Source organism: Streptomyces tirandamycinicus (genome assembly GCF_003097515.1).
GTDB classification, from domain to species: Bacteria; Actinomycetota; Actinomycetes; order Streptomycetales; family Streptomycetaceae; genus Streptomyces; species Streptomyces tirandamycinicus.
Map to the genome: position 1 here is coordinate 2,047,453 of NZ_CP029188.1, position 19,719 is coordinate 2,067,171.

The window sequence follows — 19,719 nt, forward strand, 5'->3', positions numbered from 1 at the left end:
CGGAGGGCGGGATTCAGGTTAGGCTAACCTAAGTCCCAGCCGCCCCACGGTCCGCTCCTGCCCCAGGGGCGGACCGTGACATGTCCCCGCACCGGGAGGACCCCCACCATGCGCTCGCACCTGCTCAACGGCACAACGGCGGAGCTCTACCGCAGCTCGGTGACCGAAGGGGTCGAGCGGGTGGCGAGCAAACTCGCCACCACCAGGCGGCCGTTCACCGGCGTCTCCCCTGACGAGCTGGCCCCGGCGATCGCCGCGGTCGACCTCGACCAGCCGCTCGGCGACTCCTCCGCCGCGCTGGACGAACTGGAGCGGGTGTACCTGCGCGACGCGGTCTACTTCCACCACCCGCGCTACCTCGGCCACCTCAACTGCCCCGTCGTCATCCCCGCGGTACTGGCCGAGGCCGTCCTCTCCGCCGTCAACTCCTCCCTGGACACCTGGGACCAGAGCGCGGGCGGCACCCTGATCGAGCGAAAGCTCATCGACTGGACCACCCGGCGGATCGGCCTCGGCCCGGCCGCCGACGGCGTGTTCACCAGCGGGGGCACCCAGTCCAACCTCCAGGCGATGCTGCTCGCCCGCGAGGAGGTGAAGCCCGCGGACCGGGAGGACCTGTCGAAGCTGCGCGTCTTCGCCTCCGAATGCAGCCACTTCAGCGTCCAGAAGTCCGCCACCCTCCTGGGCCTCGGCGCGGACGCCGTGGTGTCCGTGCCCGTCGACCGCGACCGGCGCATGCAGACCGTCGCCCTCGCCGCCGAGCTGGAGAAGTGCCGGCGCACCGGACTTGTCCCCATGGCGGTCGTCGCCACCGCCGGCACCACCGACTTCGGCTCCATCGACCCGCTGCCCGAGATCGCCGCGCTGTGCGACGAGTACGGCGCCTGGATGCACGTCGACGCCGCCTACGGCTGCGGACTGCTCGCCTCGCCGACCCGCCGGGCGCTCCTGGAGGGCATCCAGCACGCCGACTCGGTGACCGTGGACTACCACAAGTCGTTCTTCCAGCCCGTGAGTTCGTCCGCCGTGCTGGTGCGGGACGGCGCCACGCTGCGGCACGCCACCTACCACGCGGACTACCTCAACCCCCGGCGCACGGTGGAGGAGAAGATCCCCAACCAGGTGGACAAGTCCCTGCAGACCACCCGCCGCTTCGACGCCCTGAAGCTGTGGATGACCCTGCGCGTCATGGGCGCGGACGGGGTGGGCCGGCTCTTCGACGAGGTGTGCGACCTCGCCGCCGAGGGCTGGCGGCTGCTCGCCGCCGACCCCCGCTACGACGTCGTCGCCGAGCCCCGGCTGTCCACCCTGGTCTTCCGCTACATCCCGGAGCGGGTCGCCTCCCCCGCGGAGATCGACCGCGCGAACCTGTACGCCCGCAAGGCCCTGTTCGCCTCAGGGGAGGCCGTCGTCGCCGGAACCAAGGTCGACGGCCGCCAGTACCTGAAGTTCACCCTGCTCAACCCCGAGACGACCGCGTCCGACATCGCCGCCGTCCTCGACCTCATAGCCGGCCACGCCGAGCAGTACCTTGGAGAGAACCTTGTCCACGCCTCGTGAGCACCGTGACATCCACGATTTCATCGGGATCGGGCTCGGTCCGTTCAACCTCGGCCTCGCCTGCCTCACCGAGCCCGTCGAGGAGCTGAACGGTCTCTTCCTCGAGTCCAAGCCGGACTTCGAGTGGCACTCCGGCATGTTCCTCGACGGCGCCCATCTGCAGACGCCGTTCATGTCGGACCTGGTCACCCTCGCCGACCCGACGTCGCCGTACTCCTTCCTCAACTACCTCAAGGAGAAGGGCCGGCTCTACTCGTTCTACATCCGCGAGAACTTCTACCCGCTGCGCACCGAGTACAACGACTACTGCCGCTGGGCCGCGGCCAAGCTGAGCAGCATCCGCTTCGGCACCACGGTCACCCGGGTCGAGTTCGAGGCGGCGGACGAGGTCTACGCCGTGCACACGGCCGCCGGCGAGACGTTCCGCGCGCGCAGACTCGTCCTGGGCACCGGCACCCCGCCGTACGTCCCGGACTCCTGCCGGGACCTCGGCGGCGACTTCATCCACAACTCGCGTTACCTCCAGGCCAGGGAGGAGCTGCGGAAGAAGGAGTCGATCACCCTGGTCGGCAGCGGCCAGAGCGCCGCGGAGATCTACTACGACCTGCTCTCCGAGATCGACGTGCACGGCTACCGGCTCAACTGGGTCACCCGCTCCCCGCGGTTCTTCCCGCTGGAGTACACCAAGCTGACCCTGGAGATGACCTCCCCCGAGTACGTGGACTACTTCCACGCACTGCCGGAGGCCACCCGCTACCGGCTGGAGACCCGGCAGAAGAGCCTCTTCAAGGGCATCGACGGCGACCTGATCAACGAGATCTTCGACCTGCTGTACCAGAAGAACCTCGGCGGCCCGGTGCCGACCCGCCTGCTCACCAACACCGCTCTGTGCTCGGCCTCCTACCAGGACGGCTCGTACACGTTGGGGCTGCGCCAGGAGGAGCAGGAGAAGGACTTCGAGATCCGGACCGAGGGCCTGGTCCTCGCCACGGGCTACCGGTACACCGTCCCCGGCTTCCTCGAGCCCGTGCACGACCGGCTGCGCTGGGACGGCCGGGGCCGCTTCGACATCGCCCGCAACTACTCGATCGACACCACGGGACGCGGCGTCTTCCTGCAGAACGCGGGGGTGCACACTCACTCCGTCACCTCGCCCGACCTGGGCATGGGCGCGTACCGCAACGCCTACATCATCGCCGAGATGCTCGGCAGTGAGTACTACCCCGTGGAGAAGACCATCGCGTTCCAGGAGTTCGCCGTATGAGCACCACCGCCCCCGCCCTGGGGACGTTCTCCTTCCGTCCCCTCGATCTTTCCCCTACCTCCGGTGGGGAGACCCCACCCCCTACCTCCGGTGGGGAGACCCCACCCCCTACCTCCGGTGGGCACGGCCCAACCCCCACCTCCGGTGGGCACGCCCCCAGCGACGCCGAGCTGCTGCACCGGTGGGTCACCGACCCCAAGGCCGCGTTCTGGATGATGCAGGACGCGAGACTGGAGGACGTCGAGCGCGAGTACATGAGGATCGCCGCGCACGAGCACCACGACGCGTTCATGGGGCTGCACGACGGCGAGCCGGCCTTCCTGATGGAGCGCTACGACCCGCGCCATGTGGAGCTGGTCGGTCTGTACGAGCCCGAGCCGGGCGACGTCGGCATGCACTTCCTGGTCGCCCCGACCGGCACCCCGATCCACGGATTCACCCGGGCCGTGATCACCGCGGTGATGCGGGAGCTGTTCGCCGACCCGGCGACGCGCCGGGTGGTCGTCGAACCGGACGTCGGCAACAAGGCCGTACACGCGCTCAACGAGGCGGTCGGCTTCGTGCCCGAGCGGGAGATACAGAAGCCCGAGAAGAGGGCGCTGCTGAGCTTCTGCACGCGTGAGCGGTTCGAGGCGGCCGTCGGCGGCGCGGAGGTGCCGCGATGAGCACGGCGATCGACAGCGTCTCCCACCTCACCCCCGAGCTGTGGGCGGAGGCCAACCGGCAGCTGGTCCGCAAGGGCCTCGCCGAGTTCGCCCACGAGCGGCTGCTCGCGCCGAGGGACCTCGGCGACGGCCGCTGGGCGGTGCCCAGCGACGACGGCAGGACCGAGTACCGGTTCGCCGCCGGGCGGCTGGCGCTCGACCACTGGCAGGTCGAGGCGGACTCCGTGACCCGCCACCGCGACGGCGCGGAACTCCCGCTGGACGCACTGGAGTTCTTCACCGAACTGCGCGGCGCACTCGGCCTGTCCGACGAGATCCTGCCGGTGTACCTGGAGGAGATCTCCTCCACCCTGTCCGGCACGGCGTACAAGCTCACCAAGCCCGAGGTGTCCGCGGCCGAGCTCGGCCGCGCCGGGTTCCAGGACATCGAGACCGGGATGACCGAGGGCCACCCCTGCTTCGTCGCCAACAACGGACGGCTCGGCTTCGGCATCCACGAGTACCACCGGTACGCGCCGGAGGCCGCGGCCCCGGTCCGGCTGCTGTGGGTGGCCGCGCACCGCTCGCGCGCCGCGTTCACCTCGTGCGCGGACCTCGGCTACGAGAACCTGATGCGGGCCGAGCTGGGGCAGGCGGCGCTCGACCGGTTCGACGCCCGGCTGCGCGGGCTCGGGCTGGACCCGGCGGACTACCTGCTGATGCCCGTCCACCCCTGGCAGTGGTGGAACAAGCTCTCCGTCACCTTCGCCGCCGAGGTGGCCCGGCGGCGGCTGGTCCTGCTCGGCGAGGGCGACGACGAGTACCTCGCCCAGCAGTCCATCCGCACCTTCTTCAACACCAGCGACCCGTCGAAGCACTATGTGAAGACGGCGATGTCCGTGATCAACATGGGCTTCATGCGGGGGCTGTCCGCCGCGTACATGGAGGCCACGCCCGCCATCAACGACTGGCTCGCCGGGCTGATCGCGAGCGACGACGTGCTGACCGCCGCACGCTTCTCGATCATCCGCGAGCGGGCCGCGGTCGGGTACCGGCACCTGGAGTACGAGGCCGCGACGGACCGCTTCTCCCCCTACCGGAAGATGCTGGCCGCGCTCTGGCGCGAGAGCCCGGTGCCCACCCTCCAGGACGGGGAGCGGCTGGCGACGATGGCCGCGCTGCTGCACACCGACCGCTCCGGGAAGTCCCTCGCCGGCGCGCTGATCACCGAGTCGGGCCTGGCCCCCGAGCAGTGGCTGCGCCGCTACCTGGACGCCTACCTGCTGCCGGTGCTGCACTGCTTCTACGCGTACGACCTGGTCTACATGCCGCACGGGGAGAACGTCATCCTGGTGCTCGGCGAGGACGGCACGGTGCAGCGCGCGATCTTCAAGGACATCGCCGAGGAGATCTGCGTGATGGACCCGGACGCGGTCCTTCCGCCCGCGGTCGAGCGGGTGCGCGCCGAGGTCCCCGAGGACATGAAGCTGCTGTCGGTCTTCACCGACGTCTTCGACTGCTTCTTCCGGTTCCTCTCGGCGGCACTGGTCACCGAGGGCGTGCTCACCGAGGACGCGTTCTGGCGGACGGTCGCCGAGTGCGTCACCGGCTACCAGGAGTCGATGCCGCAGCTGGCGGACAAGTTCGCCCGGTACGACATGTTCGCCCCGGAGTTCGCGCTGTCCTGCCTCAACCGGCTCCAGCTGCGTGACAACAAGCAGATGGTGGACCTGGCCGACCCGTCGGGCGCCCTCCAGCTGGTGGGCGAGCTGGAGAACCCGATCGCGCGGTTCCGTTAGCCCCGCGGACCCCGGACCGGGCGGGCGTCCGGCGGAGTACGGTCCTCCGCCGGGCGTCCGCTCACGTGTCATGATCGCCGCGGCCGTGACCGCGGCGAGCGCCCCTCGTAGAGCAGGTCCAAGCACTCACTGTAACCATGATCACGCAGGTTTATGCCCGAAATCGGGCAGGAATCTTGCGTTCAACCCCGACGGCACCCCAATATCTACGGGTGCTCGAACGCCGTACGTCGCATGACGACCTCATCGACCATCTGGTGCGCAGCACCGCGCTCCGGCGCGGTGAGGCGGCCCGGGTGGTGCTGGACGTGCTGGCGTTCTTCGACGAGACGACCGAGGAGTTCGTCCGCCGCCGCCACCGGGAGCTGCAGGCCGGCGGAGGCGTGAACACCGAGATCTTCGAACGGATCGCGGCCGAGCTGCCGCACCGCGCGGTGGCTCCCCCGGAGCTCTCGCTCCGGCAGCTGCGCCGCATCGTCTACGGCTGAGCCGCCACGGAGACCGCGTGCGCCGCGCACCCCGCGTGCGGCGCGGCCGGGCACACACACAGGAACGTCGTTGGAGGGGCAGAGACTCTATGTGCGGAATCGTCGGTTACATCGGGAAGCGCGACGTCGCGCCGCTGCTGCTGGAGGGCCTGGCGCGGCTGGAGTACCGGGGCTACGACTCCGCGGGCATGGTGATCACCAGCCCCAAGAGCACCGGCCTGAAGATGGTCAAGGCCAAGGGCCGGGTCCGCGACCTGGAGGCCCGGGTCCCCAAGCGCTTCACCGGCACCACCGGTATCGCCCACACCCGCTGGGCCACCCACGGCGCCCCGAGCGACGTCAACTCGCACCCGCACCTGGACCCCGAGAACAAGGTCGCGGTGGTCCACAACGGCATCGTCGACAACGCCGACGAGCTGCGCGCCAAGCTGGAGGCCGACGGGGTCGTCTTCGCCTCCGAGACCGACACCGAGGTGATCACCCACCTGATCGCCCGCTCCCAGGCCGGAACCCTGGAGGAGAAGGTCCGCGAGGCGGTCAAGGTCATCGAGGGCACCTACGGCATCGCCGTGATGCACGCCGACTTCAGCGACCGCATCGTGGTCGCGCGCAACGGCTCCCCCGTCATCCTCGGCGTCGGCGAGAAGGAGATGCTCGTCGCCTCCGACGTCGCCGCGCTGATCGCCCACACCCGCCAGGTCGTCACCCTCAACGACGGCGAGATGGCCACCCTGAAGGCCGACGACTTCCGGACCTACACCACCAGCGGCACCACGACCACCGCCACCCCCGAGACCGTCGAGTGGGAGGCCGCCTCGTACGACATGGGCGGCCACGACACCTACATGCACAAGGAGATCTCCGAGCAGCCCGACGCCGTGGACCGCGTGCTGCGCGGCCGGATCGACGACCGGTTCTCCACGGTGCACCTGGGCGGTCTGAACCTTGACGCCCGCGAGGCCCGCGGCATCCGCCGGGTCAAGATCCTCGGCTGCGGCACCTCGTACCACGCGGGTCTCATCGGTGCCGGGCTCATCGAGTCCCTGGCCCGCATCCCCGCCGACTCGGAGCCGGCCTCCGAGTTCCGCTACCGCAACCCGGTCGTGGACCCCGACACCCTCTACATCGCGGTCTCCCAGTCCGGTGAGACCTACGACGTGCTCGCGGCCGTCCAGGAGCTCAAGCGCAAGGGCGCCCGCGTCCTCGGCGTCGTGAACGTCGTCGGCTCCGCCATCGCCCGCGAGACGGACGGCGGCGTGTACGTGCACGCGGGCCCGGAGGTCTGCGTCGTCTCCACCAAGTGCTTCACCAACACGGTCGTCGCCTTCGCGCTGCTCGCGCTGCACCTGGGCCGCATCCGCGACCTGTCCGTCGCCGAAGGCAAGCGGATCATCGAGGGCCTGCGCAGGCTGCCCGCCCAGATCTCCGAGATCCTCGAGTCCGAGGACGAGATCAGGAAGCTGGCGGACGAGTACGCCGAGGCCAAGTCGATGATGTTCATCGGCCGGGTCCGCGGCTACCCGGTGGCGCTCGAGGCCTCCCTGAAGCTCAAGGAGATCTCCTACATCCACGCCGAGGCCTACCCGGCCTCCGAGCTGAAGCACGGCCCGCTGGCGCTGATCGAGCCGGCGCTGCCGACGGTCGCGATCGTCCCGGACGACGAGCTGCTGGAGAAGAACCGCGCCGCGCTGGAGGAGATCAAGGCCCGCAGCGGCCGGATCCTCGCGGTCGCCCACCAGGAGCAGGAGAAGGCCGACCACACGATCCTCGTCCCCAAGAACGAGGACGAGCTGGACCCGATCCTCATGGGGATCCCGCTCCAGCTCTTCGCCTACCACACCGCTCTGGCCCTCGGCCGGGACATCGACAAGCCGCGCAACCTGGCCAAGTCGGTCACCGTGGAGTAGCTCCCGCCCGGCCCCGGCACGACCTCGGCCCCGCCCCGGTCCTGCCCCGGTCCTGCCCCGGTCCTGCCCCGGCCCCGCTCGGCGGACGGCGACCCCCTTGCGCACGCCACCAGTGCCGCAAGGGGGTCGCCTCTTTCGTCGCCGGCGTGCAACCGCCCACGCCGGCGTCCCGCCGCTCAGCCGGTGGCCGTCACACCCCGGCCCGCGGCACGCCCGGTGAAGGTGGGCCAGTGCGCCAGCGTCGCGGTGGCGCCGTACCAGGCCGCGAGGCCCGCGACCGCGCCGGCCCAGCCGCCGGCCTTGGCCAGCCCGTCGTTCCCCGCGAACGAGGCGATCGCCAGGAGCAGCATCGACACGCAGAGCAGCCCGTACACGCCCTGGCCGAGGATGCCGCTGCCGGACGCGCCCAGGGTGAGCGTGAGCGCCAGGAGCGCGAACAGCAGCATGAACAGCCCGGCGGCCTCCGCCGAGACCTCCGCGCCGGTGCCCATCCCCCAGGTGAACCAGAAGGCACCGAGGCCCGCGAAGGCCGTGCCCGCACCGCCGTCGCCCGCCCGGAACTCGAGCAGTCCGACGACGAACAGTGCGATGCCGCCCACCCAGGTGGCGAGGGCTGCGGCGTCGGACGCCGCGACATTGTCGATCACACCGGTGTTGCCGATCCCGAACGCCAGCAGCGTCAGGCCCAGTGCGAGGTGGCCGAGAGTGGTTGACGTGGCGCTTCCCGCGGAGACGTCCTTGTCCACGGCGGGCTCCCTTCGTGCGCGTGGTGGTGCTGATTCCCAGCCACCCTTATCTACCCTTCACAAGCGCACAATCCACCCCGTACGGACGAGTAGTCATGACGGTCGTCAAAAAGTTACCAACAGCGCCGACCTGCGAGAACGATGGTGCGCAAGGGATTCGTGCGCCCTCTGGGGCTACGGGATGACGATGACGGGGCGCTGCGCACGGCGGGCGAGCCGCCCGGCGACCGAGCCGAAAATGCGCCCTACGAGGCCATGGGTGGAGCCGACCACGATGGCGTCCGCCGAATACTCCCGGCCGACCTCTTCGAGTTCGTTGCAGATGTCGCCGCCGCGTTCGACGAGGATCCACGGAACCTCGGACAGGTAGTCCGCGCAGGCGAGTTCGAGTCCCAGCACCTCGGTGCGGTGGTCCGGGACGTCTACGAAGACCGGCGGTTCGCAGCCCGCCCACACCGTGGTGGGAAGGCGGTTGGCGACATGCACGATGATCAGACCCGAAGCGGAACGCCTGGCCATGCCGATCGCATAGGCCAGTGCCCGCTCGCTGGAGGTCGATCCGTCGAAGCCGACCACGACGCCGTGCCGGAAGGCGGGATCGCAGGAACGGCGCGACTGTTCCGCCGCCTGCAGATCCGACAGGGGGTCGGCGACCTGCTTGCGGTCCGCGGGTTCGGGAGTTTCGTGACCGGCCATCGGTTGTCTCGGCGTTCAGATCCTCATGGGAGGGTGATGGTTGGTGGCGGAGCTCTGTCCGGGAATCATCTTCCCAACCCCATACCCCCAAGGGTACGGCGCCACTCCTTGCCTGCCCAGAGCTCGTCTTCGCCCGCCCGGAGCTCACGTGTCCGCTCCCGGCGAGCCAAGAGGCATGCGTCCCAGGGAGCATGCACGAGCACGCTCCGTATGGCAATGGCGCCTGCACCGTACAGGCTTCGCCCGCGGGCGCCTCCGGCACCCTCCGGCACCCTCCGGCACCCTCCGGGACCCGCGGGCTCCGGCGGACGGCAGGCGGCAGGCGGCAGGCGGCAGGCGGCACGGAGACGGGCGGCGGGGCCCGGGGAACCACCGGACAAGGGCCCGGCAGTGACCGCACGGCCGCGCTCCTCGTTGGTCTCCCGTCGGCCTTTCGCCTTCCCTCGTCGCCCCACCGGGTCACCGGGCCACCGGCGAGACCGCGCCGCCTCCCGGCGGATCCGTGGGCCACCCATCGGTGAACCCACCCCACCGATCGGCGAACGGATCCGCCGCCTCAGCCGCCTCAACCTCAGCCTCAGCCACAGCCGCAAGGAGCTTCCGTGCCCGCATCCCCGGCCGCCCGCACCTTCACCCCGCCCCTCGGCCGGGCTCCCGCACGCGGCCGCCGCAGGGCGCCGCGGACGACGGCCGGGGGCCGGGCGGCAGCCGCCGCACCGGACGCGCCGGGGCTTCCCCGCAGCGGCGGCCGAGCGGCCGGACGAACGGACCGCACCGCCCGTGCCGCCCGCACGGACCGTCCGGCCCGCACCACCCGCCCCGCCGGGTACGGCACCGGGAGGCCCGCGACGGCCGCCGACCGCACCCCGGCGGGCGACGCCGCGGCCGAAATGGTTCGATGGGCAACTTTCGGCTGTGTCATCGTCCCGGTCGTCCTTGTGGCGTACGGCACGTCCGTCGGCGGCGCCGCGGCGATCACCGCCGGCCTGGCCGCCGTGACCGGCGTGAGCCGGGCGCTGATGCGCCGGTCCGAGCGGGCGGCGGCGCGCCCCGCCGGGCCGCGGGGACACCGGAGCGGGGGCCGTCGGGCACGGCGCACCTCCCGCGGCTGACGGATTCGCACATACACACCCGTAGGTTTTCAGCCAACTTCGCCCGCGCGGGCCTTCCTTGCGGAAATGACCCGTCAACCCCCGTGCCACCTGCGGAGAAAGGACCGCGCGCGCCCCGCGCACCCTACGGGGATGGGCCATGCACGCGCCGCGCACTTCCCTGCGCGGCCTCCGGATGCAACGCTTCGTGATCGAATGCTTCGCGCCAAGTTGCCTTGTCGACAATGTGCCGAATCCGGAACTTGTCACGCCGGCACCACGGGACGCAGTAGATTCGATCATGAGTATCGAAGTCTGGGGACTCGTGCAGAACCGAGGGGAAACGTGCAGGAGCGACAGGCCCGACAAGAACGGGGAGACGCGAACACCGAGGGGGGCTTAGCGTCATGAGTCAGGACTCCGCCGCGCCGGAGGCCGTAAGGAAGCTGTCCGGGCGCCGCCGCCGGGAAGTGGTGGCGGTGCTGCTGTTCAGCGGCGGTCCCATCTTCGAGAGTTCCATTCCGCTCTCGGTGTTCGGAATCGACCGACAGGATGCCGGAGTTCCCCGCTACCGGCTGCTCGTATGTGCCGGTGAGGAGGGCCCCCTGCGGACCACAGGGGGACTCGAACTCACCGCGCCCTACGGGCTGGAGGCGATCGGCAGAGCGGGCACGGTCGTCGTGCCGGCCTGGCGGTCCATCACCTCGCCTCCACCGCCGGAGGCGCTGGAGGCACTGCGCCGCGCCCATGAGGAGGGCGCCCGCATCGTGGGGCTGTGCACCGGGGCGTTCGTACTGGCCGCCGCGGGGCTGCTGGACAGCCGTCCGGCGACCACGCACTGGATGTACGCGCCGACGCTCGCCAAGCGCTATCCGTCGGTCCATGTGGACCCGCGGGAGCTCTTCGTCGACGACGGCGACGTCCTCACCTCCGCCGGCACCGCGGCCGGCATCGACCTCTGTCTGCACATCGTGCGGACCGACCACGGTGCGGAGGCCGCCGGGGCACTGGCCCGACGGCTGGTCGTCCCACCGCGGCGCAGCGGCGGTCAGGAGCGCTACCTCGACAGGTCTTTACCCGAGGAGATCGGCTCCGACCCGCTCGCCGAGGTCGTGGCCTGGGCGCTGGAACACCTCCACGAGCAGTTCGACGTGGAGACCCTGGCGGCCCGTGCGTACATGAGCAGGCGGACCTTCGACCGCAGGTTCCGCTCGCTCACCGGGAGCGCTCCCCTGCAGTGGCTGATCACCCAGCGGGTACTGCAGGCGCAGCGGCTGCTCGAGACCTCCGACTACTCGGTCGACGAGGTCGCGGGCCGTTGCGGCTTCCGCTCCCCGGTGGCGCTGCGCGGGCACTTCCGCCGCCAGCTGGGCTCCTCTCCGGCGGCCTACCGGGCGGCCTACCGGGCCAGACGCCCGCAGGGCGAGCCGGTGGCCTCCGCGGCGGAGCAGCCGGCCGTGCCGGACCGGGTGTCCCCCGGGCACCCGAGAAGGTCCCCGGCCGCGCTGGGTGCGTCCCCCGGTTCCCCGGAACCGGGCAAGCACGGCCCGGACGCCTACGCCCCGGGGCGTCCGGCGCTCCCCGGCCAGCGGAGTGCGCCATAAGGTAGGACGCATGAACGATCGCATGGTGTGGATCGACTGCGAGATGACCGGGCTCTCGCTGGCCGACGACGCACTCATCGAGGTGGCCGCGCTGGTCACCGACTCGGAACTGAACGTGCTCGGTGAAGGGGTGGACATCGTGATCCGCCCTCCGGACGCGGCGCTGGAGACCATGCCCGAGGTGGTGCGGCAGATGCACACCGCCTCGGGCCTCCTCGACGAGCTCGCGTCCGGCACCACCCTGGCCGACGCCGAGGACCAGGTCCTCGCGTACGTGCGTGAGCACGTCAAGGAGCCGGGCAAAGCTCCGCTGTGCGGGAACTCGGTCGGCACCGACCGCGGCTTCCTGCTGCGCGACATGCCGAAGGTGGAGGAGTACCTCCACTACCGCATCGTCGATGTCTCCTCGGTGAAGGAGCTGGCCCGCCGCTGGTACCCGAGGGCGTACTTCAACAGTCCGGAGAAGAACGGCAACCACCGCGCGCTCGCCGACATCAGGGAGTCGATCGCCGAGCTGCGCTACTACCGCGAGGCGATCTTCGTCCCGCAGCCGGGCCCGGACTCGGACACCGCGAAGACGATCGCGGCGCGCCACGTGGTGCCCGCGCCGCAGTGACCCGCCCGCGTCGGGCGGGGCGGCGTCCGCGCCGCCCCGCCCGACGCGGTCCCGTTCCCGGGACTGTGTGCAGGGGTATCCCTGCCCGGTCGTCCCGGCGCCCGTCCGACCACTTCCCCGGCCCGGCCCCGCCGGGCACGTCCTCCTGCCGGGATCGTCCGCGCCGCCCTGGAGGACCCGGGCGGCGTCCGGGCGCCTCTCGAGCGCGATCCGGGCGGACGTACGGCACCGGCCCACCCGCACCCCGGTGCTGCGAACCGTGCACACTCCCGCCTGATCCGGGCGCGGATCCGGGCGCGCAGACCGCCTGCACCCGTAGGTGAGACCCCGGCGTCGGCGCACCTCCCGGCACCGGCGCCCAGACCGCGCGACGCGCCCCCGACGGCCTGTCGCCCCCACACCCGCCCCCACACCCACCCCGCACCGGCCTGCCCCCGGCACCGCGCCCGCACCGCGCCACGCACGAGTCGCCGCCGCCTCGGCGCTCGCGTACCGGGGCCCGTACGGAGGAGGCACGCACGGGCCGTGCGTCCCGCGTACGGCGGAGTGCCCTGCGGCCCTCTACGGCCAGGCGGAGGGGCTCGCGCCGAACCGCCGGAAACGCGGGCGCGAGCACCCTCTCGGACCCTGTACACTTTTTCTCGGCCGGTCGGGAGAACGACCGGTCATGGTGGGTGTAGCTCAGCTGGTAGAGCACCTGGTTGTGGTCCAGGATGCCGCGGGTTCGAGTCCCGTCACTCACCCTGAACGATCAGCCGGTGACCCGTGGAAGCGGGTCACCGGCTGATCGTGTTTCTCGTTCGGACGTTGGTCGAGTGCGGTTCCGTTCCGACCGGCCTTCCCTGCAATGCCATGACGAGCTGCGGGAGGCGCCGAAGGGCGAGCGGTGCCGCCTCACGCTGCCGGCTTCGGGGCAGCACCCTCCTGGTCCCTGAGCAGAGCGGTTCGCACTCCCCGGTATGGACCCGGTCCCCTGGCCCTTCCTCAGGCCCGGCCGGACCCCGTGCGCGAGCTGCCGCCCGGCGTGCGCGCACCGCTGCCTCCCACGCGACGAGCAGGGTTCGAACCGCCGCACCGCCTCTTCCGAGCCGCAGCACCAGGAGCATCTCCTTCTTGATCGCCGCAACAGAGCGCTGAAGCAGACGGCTCGCGTGATCCCGGGCACGCGGAAGGGTTACCGGGCGACCCGGCGACCTCTGAGCAAGCAACACACGCCGGCAGTCAGCCGCTGGACTCGAGCAGTTCCGCGGCCGCGGCGAGTGCGCGGTCCCACGGGTAGGCATCCGGCCGCCCCTGACCCGGTTGGTTGGGGACGAACCCGCCCTCGCCGTACAGCACGGTCACACCCATGGAGCGAAGCTCTGCCACGCTTCGCTCGAATGCCCGGTGTTGCACGTAAGCCGCGTTCACACACGGCATCGTCGCGATCGGGATGCCCTTGCCGACGCCCTCTGCCACGACACCGACGACAAAGCGTTCGGTGAGGCCCAGGGCCCAGGCGTTGATCGTGTTGAAGGTGGCCGGCGCAACCAGGATGGCGTCGGCCTTCGGCCAGGCATCAGGCTGCCCGGGCAGCTTGTACTCCGACCTGACCGGGTGGCCGGTCAGCGCCTCGAGTCCACTGAGACTGTCCCCGAGCCAGCGTGCCGCCGTGGGCGTGAGGCCCAAGCACACGTCCCACCCCCGGCCGTGGGCGTCTTCGACGACTCGCGCGATGTCGAACACCGGCGGGGCCGCGCTTCCGAACAGGTACAGGGTCCTCGTCATGCGCACATCCGATCACACACGACCGTCGCCGAACCGGGTGGAGTGGGAGGCGGAAGCGCTCACCGACACCGATACGTACGAGTACCGTGCCAAGTGCCTGCAAGGAACGGAGCCTGGTACGGCCAATCTGGATGCCGACAGCACGGGTGACCGCATCAGGGAACAGCGGAGACTGGCCAGGCTCACGCAGAAGCAGCTTGCCGACCGCCTCCCCTACTCGTACAGCCTGCTCAACCAAGTCGAGTGCGGCGCCCGACCCGCCACCGTGGACTTCGTCGCGGCCGTAGCCCATGCCCTCCGCATCGACGTCACAGCGCTCACAGGACAGCCCTACGTGGCCGAGCTCCAGCAGGACCGTCTGGCCGAACTGGTGCGCCCGATCCGCGAGGCCCTCGACCTGTACGACCTCGGGGACGACCCGCACCTCACCACCCGGGCCACCGGGCGCCTCATGGGCGCCGCCGACCAACTGTGCGCGGACGTTCGCGCGACCCACTTGAGGAAGGCCGCCCGGGCCCTCCCCGGCGTCATCGCCGAACTCACCACCACCGCCTACCGCACCCCAGGCCGGGATGTGTGGCAAGCCCTCGCCTCCACATACCGCACGGCCCACGACATCTCCGTCAAGCTCGGCTACTACGACCTCAGCGCCGTCGCCCTCGACCGCATGGACTGGGCCGCGCAGCGCGCCTCCGACCCGTGCCTCGGCGCCGTCCGCCAGTACATGCGCGCGCTGGTGTACTTCCGCGAAGGCGAGTACGTCATCGGGCAGCGGCTTATCCGTTCCGGTCACAGCCTGCTCGACCCGGCCGACCAGGGCCGGGAAGCCCTCGCAGTCGCCGGCCAGCTGCACCTCGGTGCATCGGTCATCGCGGCCCGGGCCGCCAACGGGACCGCTGTCGACACCCACCTCGGCGAAGCCGAGACATACGCCAAGCGGACGGGCGACGCCTCGGACGCGTACTGGCTCTCCTTCGGCCCGACGAACGTCGCCCTGCACAGGATGTCCGCGGCAGTGGAGATGCGCCACTACGACGACGCCGTACAGCAGGCCCGACACATCAAACTGCCGGCGAGCACGGCCACCTCTCGGCGAGCGCACTTCCTCATCGACCGGGCCCGTTCGGAGATGGAGATCGGCCGAACTGAGGCCGCACTCAAATCCATCGCCGAGGCGCGCCACGCAGCTCCGGAACAGACGCGGTATCACCCGGGTGCACGGGAGACCGTCAGGGGCCTGGTCCACCTTTCCCGCCGCACCTCCGACAGCCTCGGTCATCTGGCCGCGTGGATCGGTCTCTGACACCTACATGCTCGCCGGCAACGCTCACAAATCTGTGAGCGTTGCGCCCTCCGCCCAGCGCCATCCTGGTCACCAAGCCGACCAGCGAGGGAGCCGGGACCATGACGAACCGCAGATCGAGGGCTGAGGTCGCCGCAACCACCGCGGGGCCGGGGCTCGATGTCCATTCGATGCGCGAGGCCGCGCGGCGCGTCATTCTCATGGACGAGCCGCAGCCGCAGCTGGGCGAGCTGACCGCCGAAATGCGTGGCTACGTCGAGCGCCTGGTCCCCGAGATCCGCACACTCATCACTCACCAGCCCGCCGGGGACATGCCCGCCGAGGTCGAGCAGGTCGGGGTGGACGAGGCGTGGCGCAGGTTGCACACCACGGCAGGCTTCGGCGCCTCCGCCGCGTACCGCCGGGCGCGGAAGCTGGCGTTGTCGGTGTCGTCCCTGTGCGACCACTACGAGACCCTCGCCGCCCAGCGAAAGCGGTGAACGCGTTGACTCCACGCCCTGCATCGGAGCAACCCACATCGCCCCAGACTGGGCCGATCCGCAAGGACGTGACCGACGACGTTCTCGCCGACCTCGAGTGGCTCCAGGCCACGCGCGAGAGGCGGCTGGAAAGCGCGCGAGAGTAGCCCACCAGGCTGCCCTGCCCGCGTCCGTTACCGCGGCGGCGCCCGGACGGCACGGGGCAGGCCCCGCGCCGAGCACACACCGAAGGAGCATCACATGACCGCAGTGACCGTGGACCCGCGCCGAGGCCGTGACCTCGTCGAGCCCGAGCTCTTCGACCGGCTCGTCGACTTCTGCGCCAGGGAGTACGGCCTGGAACGCGTCGTCGCCGAGCGGGTCCAGGACCAGGCCATCGCCCTCCTGTACGTCATGGGCACCACCAAGTCGGGTGACGTCATGGCCCCGTCCGCGTCCGTGGACCCGGGCTGGCACACCTTCCTGCTGCACAGTGTCGAGTACGCACGGTGGTGCGAGCGGAACTTCGGCTACTTCCTGCACCACGTGCCCAACAGCAAGCTCCGCACCCAGGGGCTGATGGTGGACGTCGTCGGCCGGATCCGGGAGGCCGGCTTCCTCGTCGACGACCGCCTGTGGGGCAGGGCCGGAGAGTGCAACCCGCCGACGTGCTGCGGCGACGGGCCCTGCTGCTGACCCATCCGACGGGAGCGGGCCGCGCAGCACGGCGGTCCGCCCGCTCGACACAGAACGGAAAGACCGGTGCCGAAGCAGCCCTCCCCCACCAGCGCCCGCTCCCGCGTGACGCTCTTCCCCCTCGAGGGGCTCACAGTCGCGTACACCACCCGGTCCGGCGACCCCCGCGGCCTCGGCGACATCGCCATCGTCGCCGTCACCGCCCCGGACATGAACCCCGCGGCCGCCGGCGCCGCTCTGTGGCTCCTCGCCCGCACCATGTGGGCCAGCACCCCCAGCGAGCAGCAACAGGCCCGGTGGATCCTCACCCAAGCCGTACGCGCCCGCATCGTCCGCGCCCACGACCACCAGGACCTCCCCGACGCGAAGTGGACCGCCGACCTCGACCGGCCCTTCCGCCTCGACGCCCTCTTCGCCAACCACGAGACCCTGCTCACCGGCCGCCTCACGATCCTGTGACACCGCCCCGGCCGGCCCTTGAGTTCTGCCGGCCGTTGCAACGGCAATGTCAGTGGCGGTGTCTACCGTGTCCGTCACGATCAGGCAGAGCGGATGGTGTAGGCATGGGTGGGGATCAGGACCCGGTGACGGTCATCGAGGTGTCGTATGCGCCGGCGTGGGACCTCGAGGCTCGGGCGCCGTGGCGGCAGCTGACGGCCGAGGCGGCGCGGGAACGGGATCGCGCGGGGCTTCCGTACGTCGTGGTGTACCGGATCCCGGGGCGGCGGGTTCCGCTGGAGGTCCGGCTCGTTTCCTGGCGGGACCACTACGTCGGCCTGTGGCTCTACGACGACCAGGGCCGCCGCACCGACGAGCTGGACCTGCGGCTGCTGGACGACCAGAGCCGGCTGCTCAGCCGGCGTATCCGCGCGTGGCGGTACACCGGCCCGGAGATGGCGGAGTTCGACGAGCGGTGCCCCCGCTCCAGCATGGAGCTGTTTCCGGACGGCAAGGGCTCCGTTTCGCAGGAACCGCAGGGTGCGCGGGGACGGAGGTTCGTCACGGTACCGGGCGCTGACGTGCGGCGTTGGCAGGGCCGCCCCGGGTTCGGGGACTGGCCGGTCGTCTCCGCCCTCTGGCAGAGGGTGCCGGGGCCGGTGACGCTCCGGCCCGCGCCGCTCGACCCGGGTGCGGGCACCGAGGACGCCTGCGACGACGCTTCCGTCCCCCCTGCATCCTGCTGGCGGCCACCGCAGCCCGGGCGTCCCGGGCCGATCGACGCCCTCTTCCGGCCCGGGACGCGCATGACCGACGGATACCACCCCGAGATGACCGTCGTGGAGCCGCGCCGGTCAGGGACTCTGCGTGTGCCGAGTGGCCTGCTGGCCGTCTCCGGACCGGACGGCCTCTCCGACGACGGGCCCGCCATCACGGTCTGCGTCCCGCCCGGGGAGTACGTACTCGAAGAAGCCCGGGTTCGTGTGGGCTACGACTGCGAGTGGAGCCAGGGCTGGGTCACCCATACGGACACCACGGCGGTCCGGCTGCGCATCAGCGAGTCCCCCGCCGTGTCGTGGGAGATGGCACTCGGTCCGGATGACGACCCCCGTCTGCTCGGGGAGCACGAGATCTTCGGCTTCGGTACCGACGGTGCGACTGGCTGCTTCGCCGACGCAGGCGCCTGGGAGTCGCTCCACCGGCTCTTCGAGCGACACCTTGTCCACGGGGAGCCGGATGCCGGCCAGGACATACCCGACTCCATATACTTCCTGCGCACTCAGGACGAGGCCTCGGGCGGCGAGCTGGTCGCCTTCGCGACGTCCGGCGACGGCGTCCACCCCGTATGGGTGGGGCGCTCCGCGGACGGAGACCTGGCCGAGGTGGTGGTGCTGGTGGACGGGATGCCGGCGGTGCTGCAGGACGCCGGTGCCGACGATGCGGAGACGGCACCGGTGTGAGACCGGTGTCCCGGCGGATCGGCTTCCTGACCGGGCCCGGTCGCGCCTTCGCGCGGCCCGCGCCGGGACACTCGGCCGCTGACCCAAACCGCGGGCCCGGGCCGCCGGCTTCGGGCCGCTGACCCGGACCACGGGAGATCCCAGGCCACAAGAGATCCCAGGCCGCGGGAGACCGCACGTCGCGGGGCATCCCGGACCGCTACGAGGAGTCCCTGACCACCAGCTCGGTCGGCAGGACGATCCTCGGCCGTTCCGGCCCGCCGCGGTCGGCGATCTCCTTCAGCAGCAGACCGGCCATCGTGCGGCCCATCTCCTCGATGGGCTGACGGACGCTGGTGAGCGCCGGGTCCATGTGGCGGGCCACGGCGGAGTCGTCGAAGCCGACCAGGGCCACGTCGTCCGGGATGCGCCGGCCCGCCTCGCGCAGCACCTGGCGGGCACCCGCGGCCATGACGTCGGAGGCGGCGAAGACCGCGTCCAGCGCGGGTCGGCGGTCGAGCAGGGCGCGCATCGCACGGCGGCCGCCCTCCTCGGTGAAGTCTGCGCGCTCCACCAGCCGCTCGTCGGCCGCCACACCGGCCTCCGCGAGGGCGTCCCGGTAGCCGTCCAGGCGGCACTGGGCCGCGTAGACGTCGAGCCGACCGGTGATCGTCGCGATGGCCCGGCGACCCCGGGCGAGGAGATGGACGACGGCGGCGCGGCCGCCCCCGGTGTTGTCGGAGTCGACAGCGGCGAGGGGGTCCTCGGCGGAGCGGCGGCCGCTGATGACGGCGGGGATCCCCAGCTGGTCCAGCAGGTCGGGCAGCGGGTCGTCGGCGTGCACCGACACCAGCAGCACGCCGTCCACCCGGCCCGCCGCGAGGTAGTCGGCCAGTCTGCGCCGCTCCCGGTCCGAACCCGCGAAGGTGAGGAGCAGTTGCATGTCGGTGTCGGCGAGGGTCGCGCCGACTCCGCGCACGATGTGGGAGAAGTACGGCTCGGCGAAGAACCGCGCCTCGGACTCGGGGACCACGAGCGCGATGGCGTCGGTGCGGTTGGCCGCGAGTGCGCGGGCGGCACGGTTGGGTACGTAGCCCAGCTCGGCGACGGCCGCCTCGACGGCGGCGCGGGTCGTGTCGCGCTCACCCGGGGCGAACCGTTGATCACCCGGGAGACCGTGCCCCGGCCCACGCCGGCCCGGGC

Annotated in this window: 16 protein-coding genes, 1 tRNA gene and 1 pseudogene; 14 read left to right on the forward strand and 4 right to left on the reverse strand. The window is 71.2% G+C overall.

What is annotated here, in order from left to right; all coding sequences use genetic code 11:
* The first annotated feature begins 108 nt into the window (after window positions 1–108).
* From DDW44_RS08995 to glmS, 6 genes are all read left to right on the forward strand, one after another.
* Window positions 109–1,560 carry a pyridoxal phosphate-dependent decarboxylase family protein gene (locus DDW44_RS08995; protein ID WP_018890123.1) on the forward strand — a complete coding sequence of 484 codons (1,452 nt, stop codon included), beginning with the start codon at window positions 109–111 and terminating at the stop codon, window positions 1,558–1,560.
* Window positions 1,544–2,824, forward strand: coding sequence for a lysine N(6)-hydroxylase/L-ornithine N(5)-oxygenase family protein (locus DDW44_RS09000; RefSeq protein WP_108906102.1), 1,281 nt, complete (start codon window positions 1,544–1,546; stop codon window positions 2,822–2,824). The genes DDW44_RS08995 and DDW44_RS09000 overlap by 17 nt, the downstream gene beginning before the upstream one ends.
* The gene (locus DDW44_RS09005; protein WP_244223989.1) at window positions 2,821–3,489 is read left to right on the forward strand and encodes a GNAT family N-acetyltransferase; all 669 of its coding nucleotides are present in this window, start codon (window positions 2,821–2,823) and stop codon (window positions 3,487–3,489) included. Before DDW44_RS09000 ends, DDW44_RS09005 begins: the two co-directional genes overlap by 4 nt.
* Window positions 3,486–5,267: an IucA/IucC family protein gene (locus DDW44_RS09010; protein ID WP_108906103.1), complete on the forward strand. Its 1,782-nt coding sequence runs from the start codon at window positions 3,486–3,488 to the stop codon at window positions 5,265–5,267. Before DDW44_RS09005 ends, DDW44_RS09010 begins: the two co-directional genes overlap by 4 nt.
* Window positions 5,268–5,479: 212 nt before the next feature.
* Complete coding sequence (locus DDW44_RS09015) at window positions 5,480–5,755, forward strand: hypothetical protein (RefSeq protein WP_018890126.1); 276 nt, start codon at window positions 5,480–5,482, stop codon at window positions 5,753–5,755.
* A gap of 89 nt (window positions 5,756–5,844) precedes the next feature.
* Window positions 5,845–7,662, forward strand: coding sequence for a glutamine--fructose-6-phosphate transaminase (isomerizing) (gene glmS, locus DDW44_RS09020; RefSeq protein WP_108906104.1), 1,818 nt, complete (start codon window positions 5,845–5,847; stop codon window positions 7,660–7,662).
* A 176-nt stretch (window positions 7,663–7,838) separates the two neighbouring features.
* Here the strand turns inward: glmS and DDW44_RS09025 are convergent, their stop codons facing one another.
* Window positions 7,839–8,408 (reverse strand): acetate uptake transporter, encoded by a 570-nt coding sequence (locus DDW44_RS09025; protein WP_017949781.1) that lies wholly within the window; start codon window positions 8,406–8,408, stop codon window positions 7,839–7,841.
* Between the two features lie 174 nt (window positions 8,409–8,582).
* A complete protein-coding gene (locus tag DDW44_RS09030) occupies window positions 8,583–9,104 on the reverse strand; it encodes a universal stress protein (RefSeq protein WP_017949782.1) in 522 nt (173 codons plus the stop codon).
* Between the two features lie 1,498 nt (window positions 9,105–10,602).
* Between DDW44_RS09030 and DDW44_RS09040 the strand changes: the two genes are divergently transcribed.
* The 3 genes from DDW44_RS09040 to DDW44_RS09050 all read left to right on the forward strand — a co-directional run bounded on the left by DDW44_RS09040 (window position 10,603) and on the right by DDW44_RS09050 (window position 13,158).
* Window positions 10,603–11,799: a helix-turn-helix domain-containing protein gene (locus tag DDW44_RS09040; RefSeq protein WP_108906106.1), complete on the forward strand. Its 1,197-nt coding sequence runs from the start codon at window positions 10,603–10,605 to the stop codon at window positions 11,797–11,799.
* Between the two features lie 10 nt (window positions 11,800–11,809).
* Window positions 11,810–12,415, forward strand: a complete 606-nt coding sequence (orn, locus tag DDW44_RS09045; protein ID WP_018890129.1) for an oligoribonuclease — start codon at window positions 11,810–11,812, stop codon at window positions 12,413–12,415.
* A 670-nt stretch (window positions 12,416–13,085) separates the two neighbouring features.
* Window positions 13,086–13,158, forward strand: a tRNA-His gene (locus DDW44_RS09050).
* Between the two features lie 478 nt (window positions 13,159–13,636).
* Here DDW44_RS09050 and DDW44_RS09055 read toward each other — a convergent pair.
* The gene (locus tag DDW44_RS09055; RefSeq protein ID WP_108906107.1) at window positions 13,637–14,182 is read right to left on the reverse strand and encodes a flavoprotein; all 546 of its coding nucleotides are present in this window, start codon (window positions 14,180–14,182) and stop codon (window positions 13,637–13,639) included.
* Between DDW44_RS09055 and DDW44_RS09060 the strand changes: the two genes are divergently transcribed.
* The 5 genes from DDW44_RS09060 to DDW44_RS09080 all read left to right on the forward strand — a co-directional run bounded on the left by DDW44_RS09060 (window position 14,181) and on the right by DDW44_RS09080 (window position 18,537).
* Window positions 14,181–15,485 (forward strand): helix-turn-helix domain-containing protein, encoded by a 1,305-nt coding sequence (locus DDW44_RS09060; protein WP_108908777.1) that lies wholly within the window; start codon window positions 14,181–14,183, stop codon window positions 15,483–15,485. The two genes, DDW44_RS09055 and DDW44_RS09060, sit on opposite strands and share 2 nt — an antisense overlap.
* 101 nt (window positions 15,486–15,586) lie before the next feature.
* Window positions 15,587–15,964: a DUF6415 family natural product biosynthesis protein gene (locus DDW44_RS09065; protein WP_108906108.1), complete on the forward strand. Its 378-nt coding sequence runs from the start codon at window positions 15,587–15,589 to the stop codon at window positions 15,962–15,964.
* A 240-nt stretch (window positions 15,965–16,204) separates the two neighbouring features.
* Window positions 16,205–16,639, forward strand: coding sequence for a glycine-rich domain-containing protein (locus DDW44_RS32010; RefSeq protein WP_166802721.1), 435 nt, complete (start codon window positions 16,205–16,207; stop codon window positions 16,637–16,639).
* Between the two features lie 66 nt (window positions 16,640–16,705).
* Window positions 16,706–17,098, forward strand: coding sequence for a hypothetical protein (locus DDW44_RS09075; protein WP_108906109.1), 393 nt, complete (start codon window positions 16,706–16,708; stop codon window positions 17,096–17,098).
* A 104-nt stretch (window positions 17,099–17,202) separates the two neighbouring features.
* A complete protein-coding gene (locus DDW44_RS09080) occupies window positions 17,203–18,537 on the forward strand; it encodes a DUF4241 domain-containing protein (protein ID WP_108906110.1) in 1,335 nt (444 codons plus the stop codon).
* Window positions 18,538–18,736: 199 nt separating this feature from the next.
* Here the strand turns inward: DDW44_RS09080 and DDW44_RS09085 are convergent.
* Window positions 18,737–19,707: pseudogene (locus DDW44_RS09085) on the reverse strand (LacI family DNA-binding transcriptional regulator).
* Between the last annotated feature and the right edge of the window lie 12 nt (window positions 19,708–19,719).

Excerpts from the sequence above, each read along its gene's own strand:
- DDW44_RS08995 (WP_018890123.1), top strand. The coding sequence starts at position 109 with ATGCGCTCGCACCTGCTCAACGGCACAACGGCGGAGCTCTACCGCAGC.
- DDW44_RS09005 (WP_244223989.1), top strand. The coding sequence starts at position 2,821 with ATGAGCACCACCGCCCCCGCCCTGGGGACGTTCTCCTTCCGTCCCCTC.
- DDW44_RS09010 (WP_108906103.1), top strand. The coding sequence starts at position 3,486 with ATGAGCACGGCGATCGACAGCGTCTCCCACCTCACCCCCGAGCTGTGG.
- glmS (WP_108906104.1), top strand. The coding sequence starts at position 5,845 with ATGTGCGGAATCGTCGGTTACATCGGGAAGCGCGACGTCGCGCCGCTG.
- DDW44_RS09030 (WP_017949782.1), bottom strand. The coding sequence starts at position 9,104 with ATGGCCGGTCACGAAACTCCCGAACCCGCGGACCGCAAGCAGGTCGCC.
- DDW44_RS09040 (WP_108906106.1), top strand. The coding sequence starts at position 10,603 with ATGAGTCAGGACTCCGCCGCGCCGGAGGCCGTAAGGAAGCTGTCCGGG.
- orn (WP_018890129.1), top strand. The coding sequence starts at position 11,810 with ATGAACGATCGCATGGTGTGGATCGACTGCGAGATGACCGGGCTCTCG.
- DDW44_RS09060 (WP_108908777.1), top strand. The coding sequence starts at position 14,181 with ATGCGCACATCCGATCACACACGACCGTCGCCGAACCGGGTGGAGTGG.
- DDW44_RS09055 (WP_108906107.1), bottom strand. The coding sequence starts at position 14,182 with ATGACGAGGACCCTGTACCTGTTCGGAAGCGCGGCCCCGCCGGTGTTC.
- DDW44_RS09065 (WP_108906108.1), top strand. The coding sequence starts at position 15,587 with ATGACGAACCGCAGATCGAGGGCTGAGGTCGCCGCAACCACCGCGGGG.
- DDW44_RS32010 (WP_166802721.1), top strand. The coding sequence starts at position 16,205 with ATGACCGCAGTGACCGTGGACCCGCGCCGAGGCCGTGACCTCGTCGAG.
- DDW44_RS09080 (WP_108906110.1), top strand. The coding sequence starts at position 17,203 with ATGGGTGGGGATCAGGACCCGGTGACGGTCATCGAGGTGTCGTATGCG.